The following is a 14,133-nucleotide window of genomic DNA, read 5'->3' as shown; positions in this document are numbered from 1 at the left end:
GGACCGGGGTGGGGCTGTTAGAGTCCCATCCCAGCCATGGATTGCGGGCGCTCGCCCGTGATCCACCCCGACCCGCCAGGGATCACCGGCGGCCCGCCTCGCGCAGGAGGAAGAAGTTGCTGTCCGCCTTTCTCAGTGCGTTCCGTACGCCTGACCTGCGCAAGAAGCTGCTGTTCACAGTAGGCATCATTGCGGTCTACCGGCTGGGCGCGACGCTCCCCAGCCCGGGCGTCTCGTACGGCAACGTGCAGAAGTGCCTCGACACCATCCAGGGGGACACCACCGGGGTGGTGAACCTGCTCAACCTCTTCTCCGGCGGAGCGCTGCTACAGCTCTCGGTCTTCGCGCTGGGCATCATGCCCTACATCACCGCGTCGATCATCCTGCAGCTGCTGACCGTCGTGATCCCGCGTCTGGAGCAGCTCCGCAAGGAGGGCCAGGCCGGTCAGGCGAAGATCACGCAGTACACGCGCTACCTGACCCTCGGCCTCGGTGTGCTCCAGGCCTCGGCCTTCGTGGCCCTGGCCCGCTCCGGGCAGCTGTTCCAGAACAAGTGCGACCAGTTCCCGATCATCCCCACCGGCACCGGCATCCCGGACTGGCTGACCCTGACCATCCTGGTGATGACGATGACCGCCGGCACCGGCATGGTCATGTGGCTCGGTGAGCTGATCACCGACCGCGGCGTCGGCAACGGCATGTCCGTCCTGATCTTCACCTCGATCGCGGCGCGGCTGCCCAGCGAGGGCTGGCAGATCAAGACCAGCAAGGGCTGGGACATGTTCGCCCTGGTCATCGCGCTGGTCCTGGTGGTCATCACCGCTGTCACCTTCATCGAGCAGGCCCAGCGCCGCATTCCGGTGCAGTACGCCAAGCGGATGATCGGCCGGCGGATGTACGGCGGCACCTCGACCTACATCCCGTTGAAGGTCAACCAGGCGGGTGTCATCCCGGTCATCTTCGGCTCGTCGCTGCTCTACCTGCCGCAGCTGGCCCTGCAGTTCTTCGACCAGACCGACCCGGGCAAGACCCAGGCGTGGATCCAGAACAACCTGGTCAACCCGAGCAGCCCGATCTACATCGCGGTCTACTTCCTGCTGATCATCTTCTTCACGTACTTCTACGTCTCGATCACGTTCAACCCGACCGAGGTCGCGGACAACATGAAGAAGTACGGCGGGTTCGTGCCGGGCATTCGCCCGGGCAAGCCGACCGCCGACTACCTGGACTTCATCCTCAGTCGGATCACCCTGCCGGGCGCGCTCTACCTGGGCGTCATCTCGATCCTGCCGAACTTCTTCTTCATCTGGCTGGACAACCAGCAGTACCAGAACTTCCCGTTCGGCGGCACCGCTGTGCTCATCATGGTCGGCGTCGGTCTGGAGACCGTGAAGCAGATCGAGAGCCAACTCATGCAGCGGAACTACGAAGGGTTCCTGCGGTAGATGAGACTCGTTCTGGTTGGCCCGCCGGGGGCGGGCAAGGGCACACAGGCCGAGTTCATCGCCGCGCACCTCTCGGTGCCGAAGATCTCGACCGGAGACATCTTCCGGTCGAACGTCACCCAGGGCACGCCGCTCGGGGTCGAGGCGAAGCGCTACATGGACGCGGGCGAGCTGGTTCCGGACGAGGTCACCATCAACATGGTCCGGGACCGGCTGGCCGAGCCCGACGCCAGCGAGGGTTTCCTTCTCGACGGTTTCCCGCGGACCACTCCGCAGGCGGCCGCTCTGGACAAGCTCCTCGCTGACCTGGGCACCGCGCTCGATCTGGTCCTGGAGCTGGTGGTCGACGACGACGAGGTGATCCGGCGGCTCTCCGGCCGGCGCACCTGCCGGGGTTGCGGCAAGATCTGGCACGTCGAGTTCGACGCCACGACCCGGCCCGGCATCTGTGACCGGTGCGGCGCCGAGCTGTTCCAGCGCGACGACGACAAGCCGGAGACGATCGCGACGCGGCTCCGCGAATACAGCGAGAAGACCGCACCCCTGGTCGACTACTACGGCGCTCAGGGCAAGCTGGTCGGGATCGACGCCACCGGCCCGGTGGAGGACGTGACCACCCGGGCCATCGACGCCCTGCGGTCGTACGGCGGCTGAGGTCCGGCCGGGCCACGGCGGATAGAGTGCGAACAGCGGGGTACGCGTTATGTGCCCCGCTGTTCGGCAACGAAAGGTAATCGCTCCATGCGTCGTCCCCAGCTGGACATCCAGCTGAAGACCCCTGACCAGATCGAGAAGATGCGGGCCGCCGGGCTGGTGGTCGCCGAGGCGCTTCGCCGGATGCGGGAGGCTGTCGCCCCCGGGGTGAGCACCGCCGATCTGGATGCCATCGCCGAGTCGACCATCCGCGAGGCGGGTGGCGTTCCGTCGTTCAAGGGCTACCACGGTTTCCCGGCGTCGATCTGCTCCTCGGTCAACGAGCAGATCGTGCATGCCATCCCGTCGCCGAAGCAGGTGCTCCAGGCCGGTGACCTGATCTCGATCGACTGCGGTGCGGTCCTGGACGGGTGGCACGGCGACTCTGCGATCACCGTCGGGGTCGGCGAGGTCGACCCGGCTCTGCTGAAGATGGCCGCGGTGGCCGAGGACGCGATGTGGGCCGGCATCGCCGCCGCCGCCCGCGGTGCGGCCAGCGGCAAGGGCCGACTCACCGACATCTCGCACGCGGTGGAGACCGCCGTCCGCAAGGGTGGCCGGTACGGCATCGTCGACGGCTATGGCGGGCACGGCATCGGCACCGAGATGCACCAGGACCCGCACGTGCTCAACCACGGTCGGCCGGGCAAGGGCCCACGCCTGGTCCCCGGCATGGCGTTGGCCATCGAGCCGATGATCACGATGGCGTCCCCGCGTACTGTCGAGTTGTCCGACGGGTGGACGGTGGTGACCCGCGACGGCTCGGTGGCGGCGCACGTCGAGCATTCGATGGCTCTGCTGCCGGACGGGGTCTGGGTGCTGACCGCGTTCGACGGCGGCCGGGCCCGCCTGGGCGACCTGGTGACCGCCCGCCAACCTGCTGCCTCCAAAACCCCCTGAAACCTCCCACCCCCAGGGCCTCCACCCCCCGGCACCGCCCGTTGATCATGAAGTTGTGGTCACGACACGCCGGCGTCGGTGGCGATAACCTCATGATCGACCGAGCCCTGGGGTGGGGCATGACTGGCGTGACGGTGGCATGCTTGCCGGCATGGACGGGCGCGACGGGATGCGAGCCTCGGACTCGGACCGTACGGCGGTGGCCGACCGGTTACGGGTCGCCCTCAACGAGGGTCGGCTGGATTTGCACGAGTATGACGAGCGGTTGCAGCGGGCCTACGCCGCGCGCACGTACGCCGAGTTGGACGGGCTGCTGACCGACCTGCCGCCGGTTGCGCCGGTGGAGCGTTCGGCGCTGTCGCCGCTCACCCCGGCTGCCCCGCCGAGTGTCGGTGACCAGCCCGCCCCGGTGGCGCGCGGCGTCACGGCCCGCTGGCTGGCCGAGGTGTGGCTGCCGTACCTGAAGGTGATCGCCATCGTGGTGACCATCTGGGCGGTGACGTCGCTGCTCAGCCAGGACCTGCTCTACTTCTGGCCGGCCTGGGTGGCGGGGCCGTGGGGCGCGGTGCTGGCGGTCCAGACGGTCACTGGGTTGGCCGGGGGAGAGCCAAGGCGCCAAGCGGTCAAGCGACAGCGCAAACGGGCAAAGCGCAACCCCCCCACCACCAACCCAGAAAATCCCCCACCAACCCCCTGACGCCCAACCCCAACCCCGCCCCCAGGCCCACCCCCGCCCGTTGATCATGAGGTTATCGCCGCCGTTCCCGGCGTGTCGTGACGCTAACTTCATGATCAACGGGGCTGGGGGTGGGTTCTGGGGGTGGGGGACAGGGGTGGGTGGGTGGCCGGTTTGGCGTGCGAGTGCAGGCCGGCGTACACTTTCAGATCGGCGCACAGCGTCCACTCCGGCATGCCCACCCTGCGCTTCGGTGGGACCTGGAGCCGCGGCTGGCGCGGTCTTCTGATTCTGATCAGATTTCCGTGTAAGACGTTGTGGGCCGCCCGGAGCAATCGACGTCAGGACAGCGGAGGACATGCCGAAAAAAGACGGAGCCATTGAGATCGAGGGTCGGGTCATCGAGCCCCTGCCGAACGCCATGTTCCGGGTGGAGCTCGCGAACGGCCACAAGGTGTTGGCTCACATCAGCGGCAAGATGCGGCAGCACTACATCCGCATCCTTCCGGAGGACCGGGTCGTCGTCGAACTTTCGCCGTACGACCTGACCCGCGGGCGCATCGTCTACCGCTACAAGTAGTCCTGACGACGACCGGGAAGTCCCGTGTCCGTCTTCGACGTCTGGTGTCGTGCAACGCGCGTCCCCGGGCCAGATGGGAAGTAAGGCAACCGTGAAGGTCAAGCCGAGCGTCAAGAGGATCTGCCAGAAGTGCCGGGTTATCCGCCGGCACGGCCGGGTCATGGTCATCTGCAGCGACCCGCGCCACAAGCAGCGCCAGGGCTGACTCAGCCCGTCCGGCCGTAACACCGGCCGGGTGGCGTTGGTCCAGGCGGATCCTCAGCGACACACACATCACACATGCTCGTCCCAGCCACGAGCGGTACGCGAGACGTACTCCTGCGTGGCTGACCCCCGGTCGGAGGCCGGGGCCCGCTCGGGCAGCGACCGTTCCCGGTCGCCGGCGCTCACCGCGTCGGAAGGACGGGACAGTCGGTAGCGGGATGGGACGGGTCCACACCTCCGCCACACATCATGAGGAGTACGCCCGCACATGGCACGTCTAGTCGGCGTGGATCTCCCCCGCGAGAAGCGGATGGAAATCGCGCTCACCTACATCTTCGGGCTCGGTCGCACCCGCGCCCAGGAGACACTCGCCGCTACCGGCATCTCGCCGGACAAGCGCGCTCGGGACCTCACGGACGAGGAGCTCGTGCAGCTCCGCGACCACATCGAGGGCAACTACAAGGTTGAAGGCGACCTGCGCCGCGAGGTCGCCGCTGACATCCGCCGCAAGGTTGAGATCGGCTGCTACGCCGGCATCCGGCACCGCCGGGGTCTGCCCGTGCGTGGCCAGCGGACCAAGACCAATGCACGGACCCGCAAGGGCCCGAAGCGGACCGTCGCCGGCAAGAAGAAGCCCGGCAAGAAGTAGTTCTTAACCGGATGACGGGGTCGGCCGCCGCCGAGGTGGGTCAGGCCGCAACCCAATCCGGAAAGTCAACTAGGAGCGCACAGACTTATGCCACCGAAGGCTCGTGCCGGAGCCGCTGTCAAGAAGGTCCGGCGCAAGGAACGCAAGAACGTCGCCCACGGGCAGGCGCACATCAAGAGCACGTTCAACAACACCATCGTGTCCATCACGGACCCGACCGGTGCGGTCATCTCCTGGGCCTCCGCTGGCCAGGTGGGCTTCAAGGGCTCCCGCAAGTCGACTCCGTTCGCCGCGCAGCTGGCCGCCGAGGCTGCCGCGCGTCGCGCCATGGAGCACGGCATGCGCAAGGTCGACGTGTTCGTCAAGGGCCCCGGCTCCGGCCGGGAAACCGCCATCCGTTCGCTGCAGGCCGTGGGCCTCGAGGTCGGGCAGATCGCCGACGTCACCCCGCAGCCGCACAACGGGTGCCGTCCGCCGAAGCGTCGCCGGGTCTGAGAGGTAGAGAGAGATGGCTCGTTACACCGGTGCAGACTGCCGCCGTTGCCGGCGGGAGAAGATGAAGCTGTTCCTCAAGGGCAGCAAGTGCGATGGTCCGAAGTGCCCGTTCGAGTCCCGGCCGTTCCCGCCCGGGCAGCACGGCCGCGGCCGCACGAAGGAGACGGAGTACCTGCTCCAGCTCCGTGAGAAGCAGAAGGCCCGTCGTGTCTACGGCGTGCTGGAGAAGCAGTTCCGCGGTTACTACGAGGAAGCCGTTGGCAAGCAGGCCAAGACCGGTGAGGTCCTCCTGCAGATCCTCGAGTCGCGGCTGGACAACGTCGTTTACCGGGCCGGCTATGCCCACTCGCGGGACATGGCCCGCCAGTTGGTCAAGCACGGTCACTTCACGGTGAACGGCAAGAAGGTCGACATCCCGTCGTACCGCGTCAAGGAGCACGACATCATCGAGGTTCGGGGCAAGAGCAAGGAGCTCACCCCGTTCATCGTCGCGCAGGCTCAGGCCGGCTCGAAGACGGTTCCGGCGTGGCTTGAGGCCATCCCGAGCCAGATGAAGGTGCTCGTGCACTCCCTCCCGGCCCGGCAGGTCATCGACACGCAGGTCCAGGAACAGCTGATCGTCGAGCTCTACTCCAAGTAGTTCGAGCTCGTTCGGTGGCCCGCCCTCCCGGGGGCGGGCCACCGGAACAGTTTGTGTCGTGGGCGTCAAATAGCGGGCGCCCCGGAAGAGAAGAGAAAAGATGCTCATCAGCCAGCGACCCTCCCTGTCCGAGGAGTCGATCAACGAGACCCGGTCCCGGTTCGCCATCGAGCCGCTGGAGCCGGGCTTCGGCTACACCCTGGGCAACTCGCTGCGGCGCACGCTGCTGTCGTCGATCCCGGGCGCGGCCGTCACCTCGATCAAGATCGACGGCGTGCTGCACGAGTTCACCACGATCCCCGGTGTCAAGGAGGACGTGGTCGAGCTCGTCATGAACATCAAGGAGCTGTGCGTCAGCTCCGAGCACGACGAGCCGGTCAGCATGTACCTGCGCAAGCAGGGCCCGGGCGACGTGACCGCGGGGGACATCCAGCCGCCGGCCGGCGTCTCGGTGCACAACCCGGATCTCAAGCTCGCCACCCTCAACGGCAAGGGCCGGCTCGACATGGAGCTGACCGTCGAGCGGGGCCGGGGCTACGTGACGGCGGCGCAGAACAAGCAGTCCGGCGCCGAGATCGGCCGCATCCCGGTCGACTCGATCTACTCGCCGGTGCTGAAGGTGACCTACCGCGTCGAGGCGACCCGTGTCGAGCAGCGCACCGACTTCGACCGGCTGATCATCGACGTCGAGACCAAGCCGTCGATGGGTCCGCGTACCGCGCTGGCCTCCGCCGGTTCGACGCTGGTCGAGCTGTTCGGGCTGGCCCGGGAGCTGGACGAGACCGCCGAGGGCATCGACATCGGGCCGTCCCCGCAGGACGCCCAGCTGGCGGCGGACCTCGCACTGCCGATCGAGGAGCTGGACCTCACCGTCCGCTCCTACAACTGCCTCAAGCGCGAGGGCATCAACTCCGTTGGTGAGCTCATCGGGCGTACCGAGGCCGACCTCCTCGACATCCGCAACTTCGGGCAGAAGTCGATCGACGAGGTCAAGATGAAGCTCGCCGGGATGGGTCTCGGGCTGAAGGACTCGGCTCCGAACTTCGACCCGGCGCACGTCGTGGACACCTTCGGCGAGGCCGACTACGACACCGACGACTACCGCGAGACCGAGCAGCTCTAGTCCGCGCTGCCGCCACAACTGAGGAGCACCAAAAATGCCCACGCCCACCAAGGGCCCCCGCCTCGGCGGCAGCCCCTCGCACGAGCGGCTGATGCTCGCCAACCTGGCGACCGCGCTGTTCCAGCACGGCAAGATCCAGACGACCGAGACGAAGGCTCGGCGGCTGCGTCCGCTGGCCGAGCAGCTCATCACCAAGGCCAAGCGCGGTGACCTCGCCTCGCGGCGGCGGGTGCTGGGTGTCGTCAAGGACAAGGACGTGGTCTACGCCCTGTTCGACCAGATCGCGCCCCGGTACTCCAACCGCCCCGGCGGTTACACCCGGATCGTGAAGACCGGTCCGCGCAAGGGTGACAACGCGCCGATGGCCATCATCGAGCTGGTGGAGGAGCTTCAGGTCGCCGAGCCGAAGGCGAACAAGAAGACCGCCGCCCGCAAGGCCGCGCAGCAGGACAAGGTCGAGGCGCTCGCCCCGGCCGACGAGACCCCGAAGTCGGCCCCGGCCGACCAGGACTCCGAGGCGCCGGTGTCGGCGTCCGGTGACACCGACGCCGCCCGTGAGGACAGCGACGAGGCCACCGAGAACAAGGCCTGATCAAGGGCAACGTCGGGCCCGGCACCCCATCGGGGTGTCGGGCCCGACCCATGACAGGAGGTACGAGGTGGACGAGCGGATCCGGCTGCGGCTGGACGTCTCGTACGACGGCACGGGCTTCTCCGGCTGGGCCGCCCAGCCGACCCGGCGCACCGTCGCGGGGGTGCTGGTCGAGACCCTGGACCTCGTCCTCGGCGCCGGTACGGCCACCGGGCTGACGGTGGCCGGGCGGACCGACGCGGGAGTCCACGCCACCGGGCAGGTGTGCCACCTGGACCTGCCCGTCGACGTGTGGCGGGAGCACGAGGGGCGGCTGCTGCGTCGGCTGGCCCGCCTGCTCCCCACCGACGTACGCGTACGGGCGATGACCGAGGTGCCGTCCGACTTCGACGCCCGGTTCTCGGCTACCTTCCGGCGCTACGAGTACCGGGTCACCGACGCGCCCTTTGGTGCGGAGCCGCTGCGGCGGCACGAGGTGCTGGCCTGGCCCAAGCCCCTGGACCTGGCCGCGCTGAACGCCGCGGCGAGCGGTCTGGTCGGTGAGCACGACTTCGCCGCGTACTGCCGGCGCAAGGAGAACGCGACCACACTGCGCGAGGTGACCCGGCTGGACTGGCGTCGGGACCCGGACGGCATCCTGGTGGCCACCGTGCAGGCCGACGCGTTCTGCCAGGCGATGGTGCGCAGCCTGGTGGGGGCGATGCTGGTCGCGGGCGACGGCCGCCGCCCGGTCGAATGGCCGGGCAGCCTGCTCACCAGTGAGGTTCGCTCCAGTGAGGTGACAGTGGCCCCGGCGCGCGGGTTGACCCTCGTCGCGGTCGGCTACCCGGCCGACCCGGCCGATTACGCCCGCCGTGCCGACCTCACCCGCCGGCTGCGGGTCCCGGTCGAGGGCTGACCGTCGACGGCGTGCCGGTCAGTTGCCCGGCAGTTCGCCGTCGTCGGTGCTGCCACCCTGGGTTCCGCTGCTGCCGGTCGGCGCCGCCGTCGGCTGTCCGGCGCTGCCACCGTCGGCCCGCTGTTGCAGCACCCCCCGGCTGAGGTGCAGCTCGATCATGTCGAACAGGATCTCGCCGACCTTGGCGTCTCCCGCCTTGATCGCCGAACCGTCCTTCTGGACCACCAGCGCGTACGCCAGGTAGTGGCCCCGGACCTGCCAGCCCACCCGCGCCGGGGCGCTGGCCAGCACGTCGGTGCCGTCGCCCTCGCCGGAGGTGAGGCCACGGAACCGGCCCTGCCGTTCGTCGAGCAGCGGCCGGATCCGGTCCCGGGCCCGTTCCGCGCTGACCTTGTCGGTGAGGTTGAACAGGCCGGCGGTGACCAGGTGGTCCCCGTCGGGTGTCCGCAGCGTGGCCCGGACGATCTGGTTGCAGCCGAGTCGGACCAGCAGGTCGGCGACCTCGCCGGTGGCGGCGACGGCACAGCTGGCGCTGGACTGGGTCTTGAGGACCTGGTAGCTCGGCTGGCCGTCGTTGAGCTTCAACTCCTTGCCGGCGAAGAGTTCCTTGGCGGTGAGCGGGGCCTGGTCGGTGTCCCGGGAGTCCAGGGTGAGCCGTTGTGCCGCGGCGGACGTCGGGGCGGCGTTCGGCTGGAACGTCGGGGTGGCCTGCGGTTGCTGGTCGCGGTTGTCGAGCAGCGCGGCGGCGCCCAGGCCGCAGAGGGCGAGCAGCACCAGGACGGCTGCGCCGCCGATCAGCACCTGCCACAGTCGGCCGCCGCCGCGTCGGGCTGATGGCTCGATCGGCGACGCGGAGCTGTAGACGTGGCCACGGGGCGTGGCGGGCGGCGTCTCGGCACGAGTCGGCCGTGGCGGTGGCGGCGGCGGTGGCGACGACGACGGCAGCGAGAGCTGGTTCGCTCGCGGCAGCGACGGCGTGGGGAAGCGCGACGGAGAGGGCCCGGCGGGCGGGGGCGGACCGGCGCTGAGCACCGACAGGTCGGACCCGGGCTCCGGGTACTCCTCGAAAGCGTCCTCATCGGACTCGTACCGATACACCATGTCGCCCAGAGTAAGAGCCATTGTCCCTTTTGGGGATAATATCCAGGAAATGTGTGCGTAGGCCGTGTCATGGCCGGCCCGGGCCGGTGCGAGAATTGCCGGCGTGACCGGCGACCACTACTTCACTGCGCAGCCTGCCAGCGACGCCCCGGCGCGCGAGATCGAGTTCTCTGTCGCCGACCGCGACTACCGGCTCGCCTCGGCCGGCGGGGTCTTCTCCGCCAGCCGGCTCGACCCGGGCACGGCGGTCCTGCTGCGCAAGGCCGAGCTGCCCGCAGCCGACACCAGCGGCGACCTGCTCGACCTGGGCTGCGGATTCGGGCCGATCAGCTGCGTGCTGGCCGACCTCGCGCCCGCGAGCACCGTCTGGGCCGTCGACGTCAACGCCCGGGCCCGTGAGCTGACCGCCGCCAACGCGGTCCGGATCGGCGCCGGCGACCGGGTCCGGGTCAGCGCGCCGGACGACGTGCCGGCCGACGTCTCGTTCGCCCAGATCTGGTCCAACCCTCCCATTCGGATCGGTAAGGACGGGCTGCACGACCTGCTGCTGCGGTGGCTGCCCCGCCTCGCGCCGGACGGTGTCGGCTGGCTGGTCGTCGCCCGGCACCTCGGCGGCGACTCGCTGCAACGCTGGCTCACCGAGCAGAGCTGGCAGGTGGAGCGGCACGCCAGCCAGAAGGGCTTCCGGGTGCTGCGAGTCACCCGGTAATTGGATATACCCTCCGCCCCTCGCTGGGGCAGGATCCCCGCGTGGGATACGTGGACGTGGCAGGGGTCGGGCACATCCTGCCCGACGGTAGGGAACTCTTCACCGACGTGTCGTTCCGGGTCGGGGAGGGCGCCAAGGTCGCCCTGGTCGGCCCGAACGGCGCGGGGAAGACGACGCTGCTGCGAATGGTCGCCGGTGACCTGCCGGTGCGGAGCGGCGTCGTCGCGCGCGCCGGTGGGCTGGGCGTCATGCGCCAGTTCATCGGCATGATCGGGGACGAGTCGACGCTCGCCGACCTCGCCCTGTCGCTGGCCCCGCCCGCGCTGCGCGACGCCGGCCGCCGGCTCGGCGAGACCGAGATGGCCATGCGGGCGGCCGAGGCCCACGGCAAGTTCAGCAACGCCGCGGGCAAGGCACAGTTGGCGTACGCCGACGCGCTCGGCGCCTGGGGCGAGGCCGGCGGGTACGACGCCGAGGTGCTCTTCGACACCGTCGCGACAATCGTGCTCGGCCTGCCCTGGGACACCGTGGGGGACCGGCCGGTGCGCACCCTCTCCGGTGGCCAGCAGAAGCGCTTCGCGTTGGAGCTGCTGCTGCGCGGCTCGGACGAGGTGCTGCTGCTCGACGAGCCGGACAACTTCCTCGACGTGCCCGGCAAACGCTGGCTGGAGGCGCGACTGCGCGAGTCGACCAAGTCGGTGCTCTACGTGTCGCACGACCGCGAGCTGCTGGCCCAGAGCGCCGACCGGGTGGTCGCCGTCGAGGGCGGCAGCGCCTGGGTGCACCCGGGTGGCTTCGCCAGTTGGCACTCCGCCCGGGTGGCCCGGCACGCCCGCCTGGACGAGCTGCGTCGTCGCTGGGACGAGGAGCACCAGAAGCTGCGCGAGCTGATGCTGATGTACAAGCAGAAGGCCGCGTACAACGACGGGTTGGCCTCGCGCTACCAGGCAGCGCAGACCAGGCTGCGCAAGTTCGAGGAGGCCGGGCCGCCCCCCGTACCGCCGAAGGACCAGGACATCCGGATGCGGCTGAGCGGCGGGCGGACCGGCAAGCGCGCGGTCATCTGCGAGCAGCTTGAGCTCGACGGCCTGACCTTCCCCTTCGACCTGGAGATCTGGTACGGCGACCGGGTGGCGGTGCTCGGTGCCAACGGCAGTGGCAAGTCGCACTTCCTGCGGTTGCTGGCCCGGGGCGGCACCGACCCCGACCCGGCGAACGGGCCGGTCGACGGGGCGGGCGCGCTCGCCCCGGTGGCGCACGACGGCACAGCCCGCCTCGGTGCCCGGGTCCGACCCGGTCACTTCTCCCAGACCCACGACCGGCCAGAGCTGATGTCGAAGACGCTGGTCGAGATCCTCTGGCGGGGTGACGAGCATCGCACCGGGATGGACCGGCACGCGGCGATGGGGGTGCTCAGCCGCTACGAGTTGGCCGCGCAGGGCGACCAGCGCTTCGGCACGCTCTCCGGTGGGCAGCAGGCCCGGTTCCTGGTGCTGCTGCTGGAGCTGTCCGGGGCGACCCTGCTGCTGCTCGACGAACCCACCGACAACCTCGACCTGGCCAGCGCGGAGGCACTGGAGGCGGGCCTGAACGCGTTCGACGGGACGGTGATCGCGGTCACCCACGACCGCTGGTTCACCCGGTCCTTCGACCGGTTCGTGCTGTTCCGGGGCGACAACGAGGTGGTCGAGACCCCGGAACCGGTCTGGGACGTGGGCTGAGCCGTCCCCGGGCCCGCCGCGTCCGGCGGGCATAGGGTGGATCTCGTGACTGAGATGACCTATCGCCGGTTGGGCGACTCCGGGCTCGTGGTGTCCGTGGTCGGCATCGGCTGCAACAACTTTGGCCGCAAGCTCGACCTCGACGGCACGCGCGCGGTGGTGGACGCCGCTCTGGACGCCGGGATCACCCTGTTCGACACCGCTGACATCTACGGCGAACCGCAGGGCGGCTCCGAGGAGCTGCTCGGGCAGGCGCTCAAGGGACGCCGGGACGACGTGGTGGTGGCCACCAAGTTCGGCATGGACATGAACGGCCTCAACGGGCCGGACTTCGGTGCCCGGGGTTCGCGGCGCTACATCGCCCGTGCCGTGGAGGCGTCGCTGCGCCGGCTCGGCACCGACCACATCGACCTCTACCAGATGCACGAGCCCGACCCGGGCACCCCGATCGACGAGACCCTCGCCGCCCTGGACGACCTGGTCCGCGACGGCAAGGTGCGTTATCTGGGCAACTCCAACTTCGCCGGCTGGCAGATCGCCGACGCGGACTGGGTCGCGTCGTCCAACGGTCGGGCCCGCTTCATCAGCGCCCAGAACCACTACAGCCTGTTGGAGCGTTCGGTGGAGACCGAGGTCATCCCGGCCTGCGAGCGGTTCGGCCTTGGCATGCTGCCGTTCTTCCCGCTCGCCAACGGGCTGCTCACCGGTAAGTACAAGCGCTCGGGTCAGCCGCCGGCCGGCAGCCGACTCTCCGGCGGTGGCCGGTACGCGGAGCGGCTCGCCGCAGCCGACTGGGACACCATCGAGGCGATCGAGGCGTACGCGGCCGAGCGGGGTCTCACGATGCTGCAGGTGGCGATCGGCGGGCTGGCCGCCCAGCCGGCGGTGACCTCGGTGATCGCTGGTGCCACCACGCCCGAGCAGGTGGTGGCCAACGCCGCCGCCGGCACCTGGGAACCCAGCGACGAGGATCTGACGGCGCTGCGCGCCATCCTCTGAGCGAGGCGGGCGCCCGCCGGCGCGTGATCCACTCGCGTTCCTTGAAGTCGGGGCGTCCTGCGGTCCGGGAAGCCCCGACTTCAAGGATGTCGAGTCGATCAGTCGTTCTGCGTACCGGTGCGGCGGCGGCCGAAGAGCATGGCCACCCCCATCGCCGCGGCGACGAGCACGAGGCCGGCCGCCGCGAACGGCCACCAGCCGGCACCCGCCCCGCGGTCTCCGTCAGTCGTTCTGGTCACCGCGACCGGTGCGGGCACCGGCGGTGACTGTGCTGCCCGGGCCTGCACAGTGGCCGTGGCCTCGCTCTTGAGCGGAGCGGGGGAGCTCACCGTCACCTTCCACGTGCCGGTGGAGAGCACCCGGCCGCTGCTGTAGAAGCCCTGCCCCTCGGGCTGTGGCTCCAGTTGCACCGGCCCGACCTTCTGCCCGTCCGGGCCGGTGGCGGTGAGGACCAACCGCACCACCCGGTCCAGCCGGCGGCCGTCGGCGTAGACGGCCTGGATGGTGACCCCCTCAGCCCCGTCACCGGCCACCGTCAGTTTGAGCTTGTCGGCCTGAGCGGCCGCCGGGGCAGCGGAGAACAGGGTCAGGGCCAGCCCGACGAGAACGGCGGCCAACACCTTGCGGATACCCGTCACGGACATCTCCTCACTACCTACGAGGGAGGCCCCTCCCCGACGTCGTGACGTCGGGGAGGGGCCTCGTCGG

General features: G+C 69.6%; 17 protein-coding genes. 15 read left to right on the top strand and 2 right to left on the bottom strand.

Going from position 1 to position 14,133, the window contains the following annotated elements; translation table 11 throughout:
- The first annotated feature begins 116 nt into the window (after positions 1–116).
- From secY to truA, 12 genes are all read left to right on the top strand, one after another.
- Complete coding sequence (secY, locus tag FBZ33_RS27335) at positions 117–1,445, top strand: preprotein translocase subunit SecY (RefSeq protein WP_088950229.1); 1,329 nt, start codon at positions 117–119, stop codon at positions 1,443–1,445.
- Positions 1,446–2,099: an adenylate kinase gene (locus FBZ33_RS27330; RefSeq protein WP_088950228.1), complete on the top strand. Its 654-nt coding sequence runs from the start codon at positions 1,446–1,448 to the stop codon at positions 2,097–2,099. It abuts the gene before it with no gap.
- A gap of 87 nt (positions 2,100–2,186) precedes the next feature.
- Positions 2,187–3,038, top strand: coding sequence for a type I methionyl aminopeptidase (gene map / locus FBZ33_RS27325; protein WP_099848674.1), 852 nt, complete (start codon positions 2,187–2,189; stop codon positions 3,036–3,038).
- Between the two features lie 151 nt (positions 3,039–3,189).
- On the top strand, positions 3,190–3,735 hold the full coding sequence (locus FBZ33_RS27320; RefSeq protein WP_185755423.1) for a DUF1707 domain-containing protein: 546 nt from the start codon (positions 3,190–3,192) through the stop codon (positions 3,733–3,735).
- A 337-nt stretch (positions 3,736–4,072) separates the two neighbouring features.
- Positions 4,073–4,294 carry a translation initiation factor IF-1 gene (gene infA / locus FBZ33_RS27315; protein ID WP_007073013.1) on the top strand — a complete coding sequence of 74 codons (222 nt, stop codon included), beginning with the start codon at positions 4,073–4,075 and terminating at the stop codon, positions 4,292–4,294.
- 91 nt (positions 4,295–4,385) lie between these two features.
- Positions 4,386–4,499 (top strand): 50S ribosomal protein L36, encoded by a 114-nt coding sequence (gene rpmJ / locus FBZ33_RS27310; RefSeq protein ID WP_088952025.1) that lies wholly within the window; start codon positions 4,386–4,388, stop codon positions 4,497–4,499.
- A gap of 267 nt (positions 4,500–4,766) precedes the next feature.
- Complete coding sequence (rpsM, locus tag FBZ33_RS27305) at positions 4,767–5,147, top strand: 30S ribosomal protein S13 (RefSeq protein ID WP_088950226.1); 381 nt, start codon at positions 4,767–4,769, stop codon at positions 5,145–5,147.
- Between the two features lie 87 nt (positions 5,148–5,234).
- Positions 5,235–5,642: a 30S ribosomal protein S11 gene (rpsK, locus tag FBZ33_RS27300; RefSeq protein WP_030329919.1), complete on the top strand. Its 408-nt coding sequence runs from the start codon at positions 5,235–5,237 to the stop codon at positions 5,640–5,642.
- Between the two features lie 13 nt (positions 5,643–5,655).
- Positions 5,656–6,282, top strand: a complete 627-nt coding sequence (gene rpsD / locus FBZ33_RS27295) for a 30S ribosomal protein S4 (protein ID WP_030489600.1) — start codon at positions 5,656–5,658, stop codon at positions 6,280–6,282.
- Positions 6,283–6,382: 100 nt separating this feature from the next.
- The gene (locus FBZ33_RS27290) at positions 6,383–7,405 is read left to right on the top strand and encodes a DNA-directed RNA polymerase subunit alpha (RefSeq protein ID WP_007465227.1); all 1,023 of its coding nucleotides are present in this window, start codon (positions 6,383–6,385) and stop codon (positions 7,403–7,405) included.
- Between the two features lie 34 nt (positions 7,406–7,439).
- Positions 7,440–7,997: a 50S ribosomal protein L17 gene (rplQ, locus tag FBZ33_RS27285; RefSeq protein ID WP_088950225.1), complete on the top strand. Its 558-nt coding sequence runs from the start codon at positions 7,440–7,442 to the stop codon at positions 7,995–7,997.
- 67 nt (positions 7,998–8,064) lie between these two features.
- Positions 8,065–8,895, top strand: coding sequence for a tRNA pseudouridine(38-40) synthase TruA (gene truA / locus FBZ33_RS27280; protein ID WP_088950224.1), 831 nt, complete (start codon positions 8,065–8,067; stop codon positions 8,893–8,895).
- An 18-nt stretch (positions 8,896–8,913) separates the two neighbouring features.
- Here truA and FBZ33_RS27275 read toward each other — a convergent pair whose 3' ends face one another.
- Complete coding sequence (locus tag FBZ33_RS27275; protein ID WP_255509051.1) at positions 8,914–9,996, bottom strand: hypothetical protein; 1,083 nt, start codon at positions 9,994–9,996, stop codon at positions 8,914–8,916.
- Between the two features lie 103 nt (positions 9,997–10,099).
- Here FBZ33_RS27275 and FBZ33_RS27270 point away from each other — a divergent pair, with 103 nt between their 5' ends.
- Genes FBZ33_RS27270 through FBZ33_RS27260 form a run of 3 tightly spaced genes read left to right on the top strand, consistent with a single transcriptional unit; the run spans position 10,100 to position 13,425 of the window.
- Entirely contained in the window at positions 10,100–10,705 is a 606-nt protein-coding gene (locus FBZ33_RS27270; protein WP_088950222.1) for a class I SAM-dependent methyltransferase, read from the top strand.
- A 41-nt stretch (positions 10,706–10,746) separates the two neighbouring features.
- Positions 10,747–12,426 carry an ABC-F family ATP-binding cassette domain-containing protein gene (locus tag FBZ33_RS27265; protein ID WP_141911170.1) on the top strand — a complete coding sequence of 560 codons (1,680 nt, stop codon included), beginning with the start codon at positions 10,747–10,749 and terminating at the stop codon, positions 12,424–12,426.
- Between the two features lie 36 nt (positions 12,427–12,462).
- Positions 12,463–13,425, top strand: a complete 963-nt coding sequence (locus FBZ33_RS27260; protein ID WP_185755422.1) for an aldo/keto reductase — start codon at positions 12,463–12,465, stop codon at positions 13,423–13,425.
- A 98-nt stretch (positions 13,426–13,523) separates the two neighbouring features.
- On the opposite strand, the gene FBZ33_RS27255 is transcribed toward FBZ33_RS27260, so the two are convergent.
- Complete coding sequence (locus FBZ33_RS27255; protein WP_255509050.1) at positions 13,524–14,069, bottom strand: hypothetical protein; 546 nt, start codon at positions 14,067–14,069, stop codon at positions 13,524–13,526.
- Between the last annotated feature and the right edge of the window lie 64 nt (positions 14,070–14,133).

The sequence above is a fragment of the Micromonospora sp. A202 genome, assembly GCF_006715105.1.
Taxonomy (GTDB): domain Bacteria; phylum Actinomycetota; class Actinomycetes; order Mycobacteriales; family Micromonosporaceae; genus Micromonospora; species Micromonospora zamorensis.
This window is presented reverse-complemented; position numbering and strand designations above follow the sequence as displayed.

Excerpts from the sequence above, each read along its gene's own strand:
- rpsK (WP_030329919.1), top strand. The coding sequence starts at position 5,235 with ATGCCACCGAAGGCTCGTGCCGGAGCCGCTGTCAAGAAGGTCCGGCGC.
- rplQ (WP_088950225.1), top strand. The coding sequence starts at position 7,440 with ATGCCCACGCCCACCAAGGGCCCCCGCCTCGGCGGCAGCCCCTCGCAC.
- FBZ33_RS27320 (WP_185755423.1), top strand. The coding sequence starts at position 3,190 with ATGGACGGGCGCGACGGGATGCGAGCCTCGGACTCGGACCGTACGGCG.
- rpsD (WP_030489600.1), top strand. The coding sequence starts at position 5,656 with ATGGCTCGTTACACCGGTGCAGACTGCCGCCGTTGCCGGCGGGAGAAG.
- FBZ33_RS27255 (WP_255509050.1), bottom strand. The coding sequence starts at position 14,069 with ATGTCCGTGACGGGTATCCGCAAGGTGTTGGCCGCCGTTCTCGTCGGG.
- map (WP_099848674.1), top strand. The coding sequence starts at position 2,187 with ATGCGTCGTCCCCAGCTGGACATCCAGCTGAAGACCCCTGACCAGATC.
- FBZ33_RS27275 (WP_255509051.1), bottom strand. The coding sequence starts at position 9,996 with ATGGTGTATCGGTACGAGTCCGATGAGGACGCTTTCGAGGAGTACCCG.
- FBZ33_RS27330 (WP_088950228.1), top strand. The coding sequence starts at position 1,446 with ATGAGACTCGTTCTGGTTGGCCCGCCGGGGGCGGGCAAGGGCACACAG.
- rpsM (WP_088950226.1), top strand. The coding sequence starts at position 4,767 with ATGGCACGTCTAGTCGGCGTGGATCTCCCCCGCGAGAAGCGGATGGAA.
- FBZ33_RS27290 (WP_007465227.1), top strand. The coding sequence starts at position 6,383 with ATGCTCATCAGCCAGCGACCCTCCCTGTCCGAGGAGTCGATCAACGAG.
- infA (WP_007073013.1), top strand. The coding sequence starts at position 4,073 with ATGCCGAAAAAAGACGGAGCCATTGAGATCGAGGGTCGGGTCATCGAG.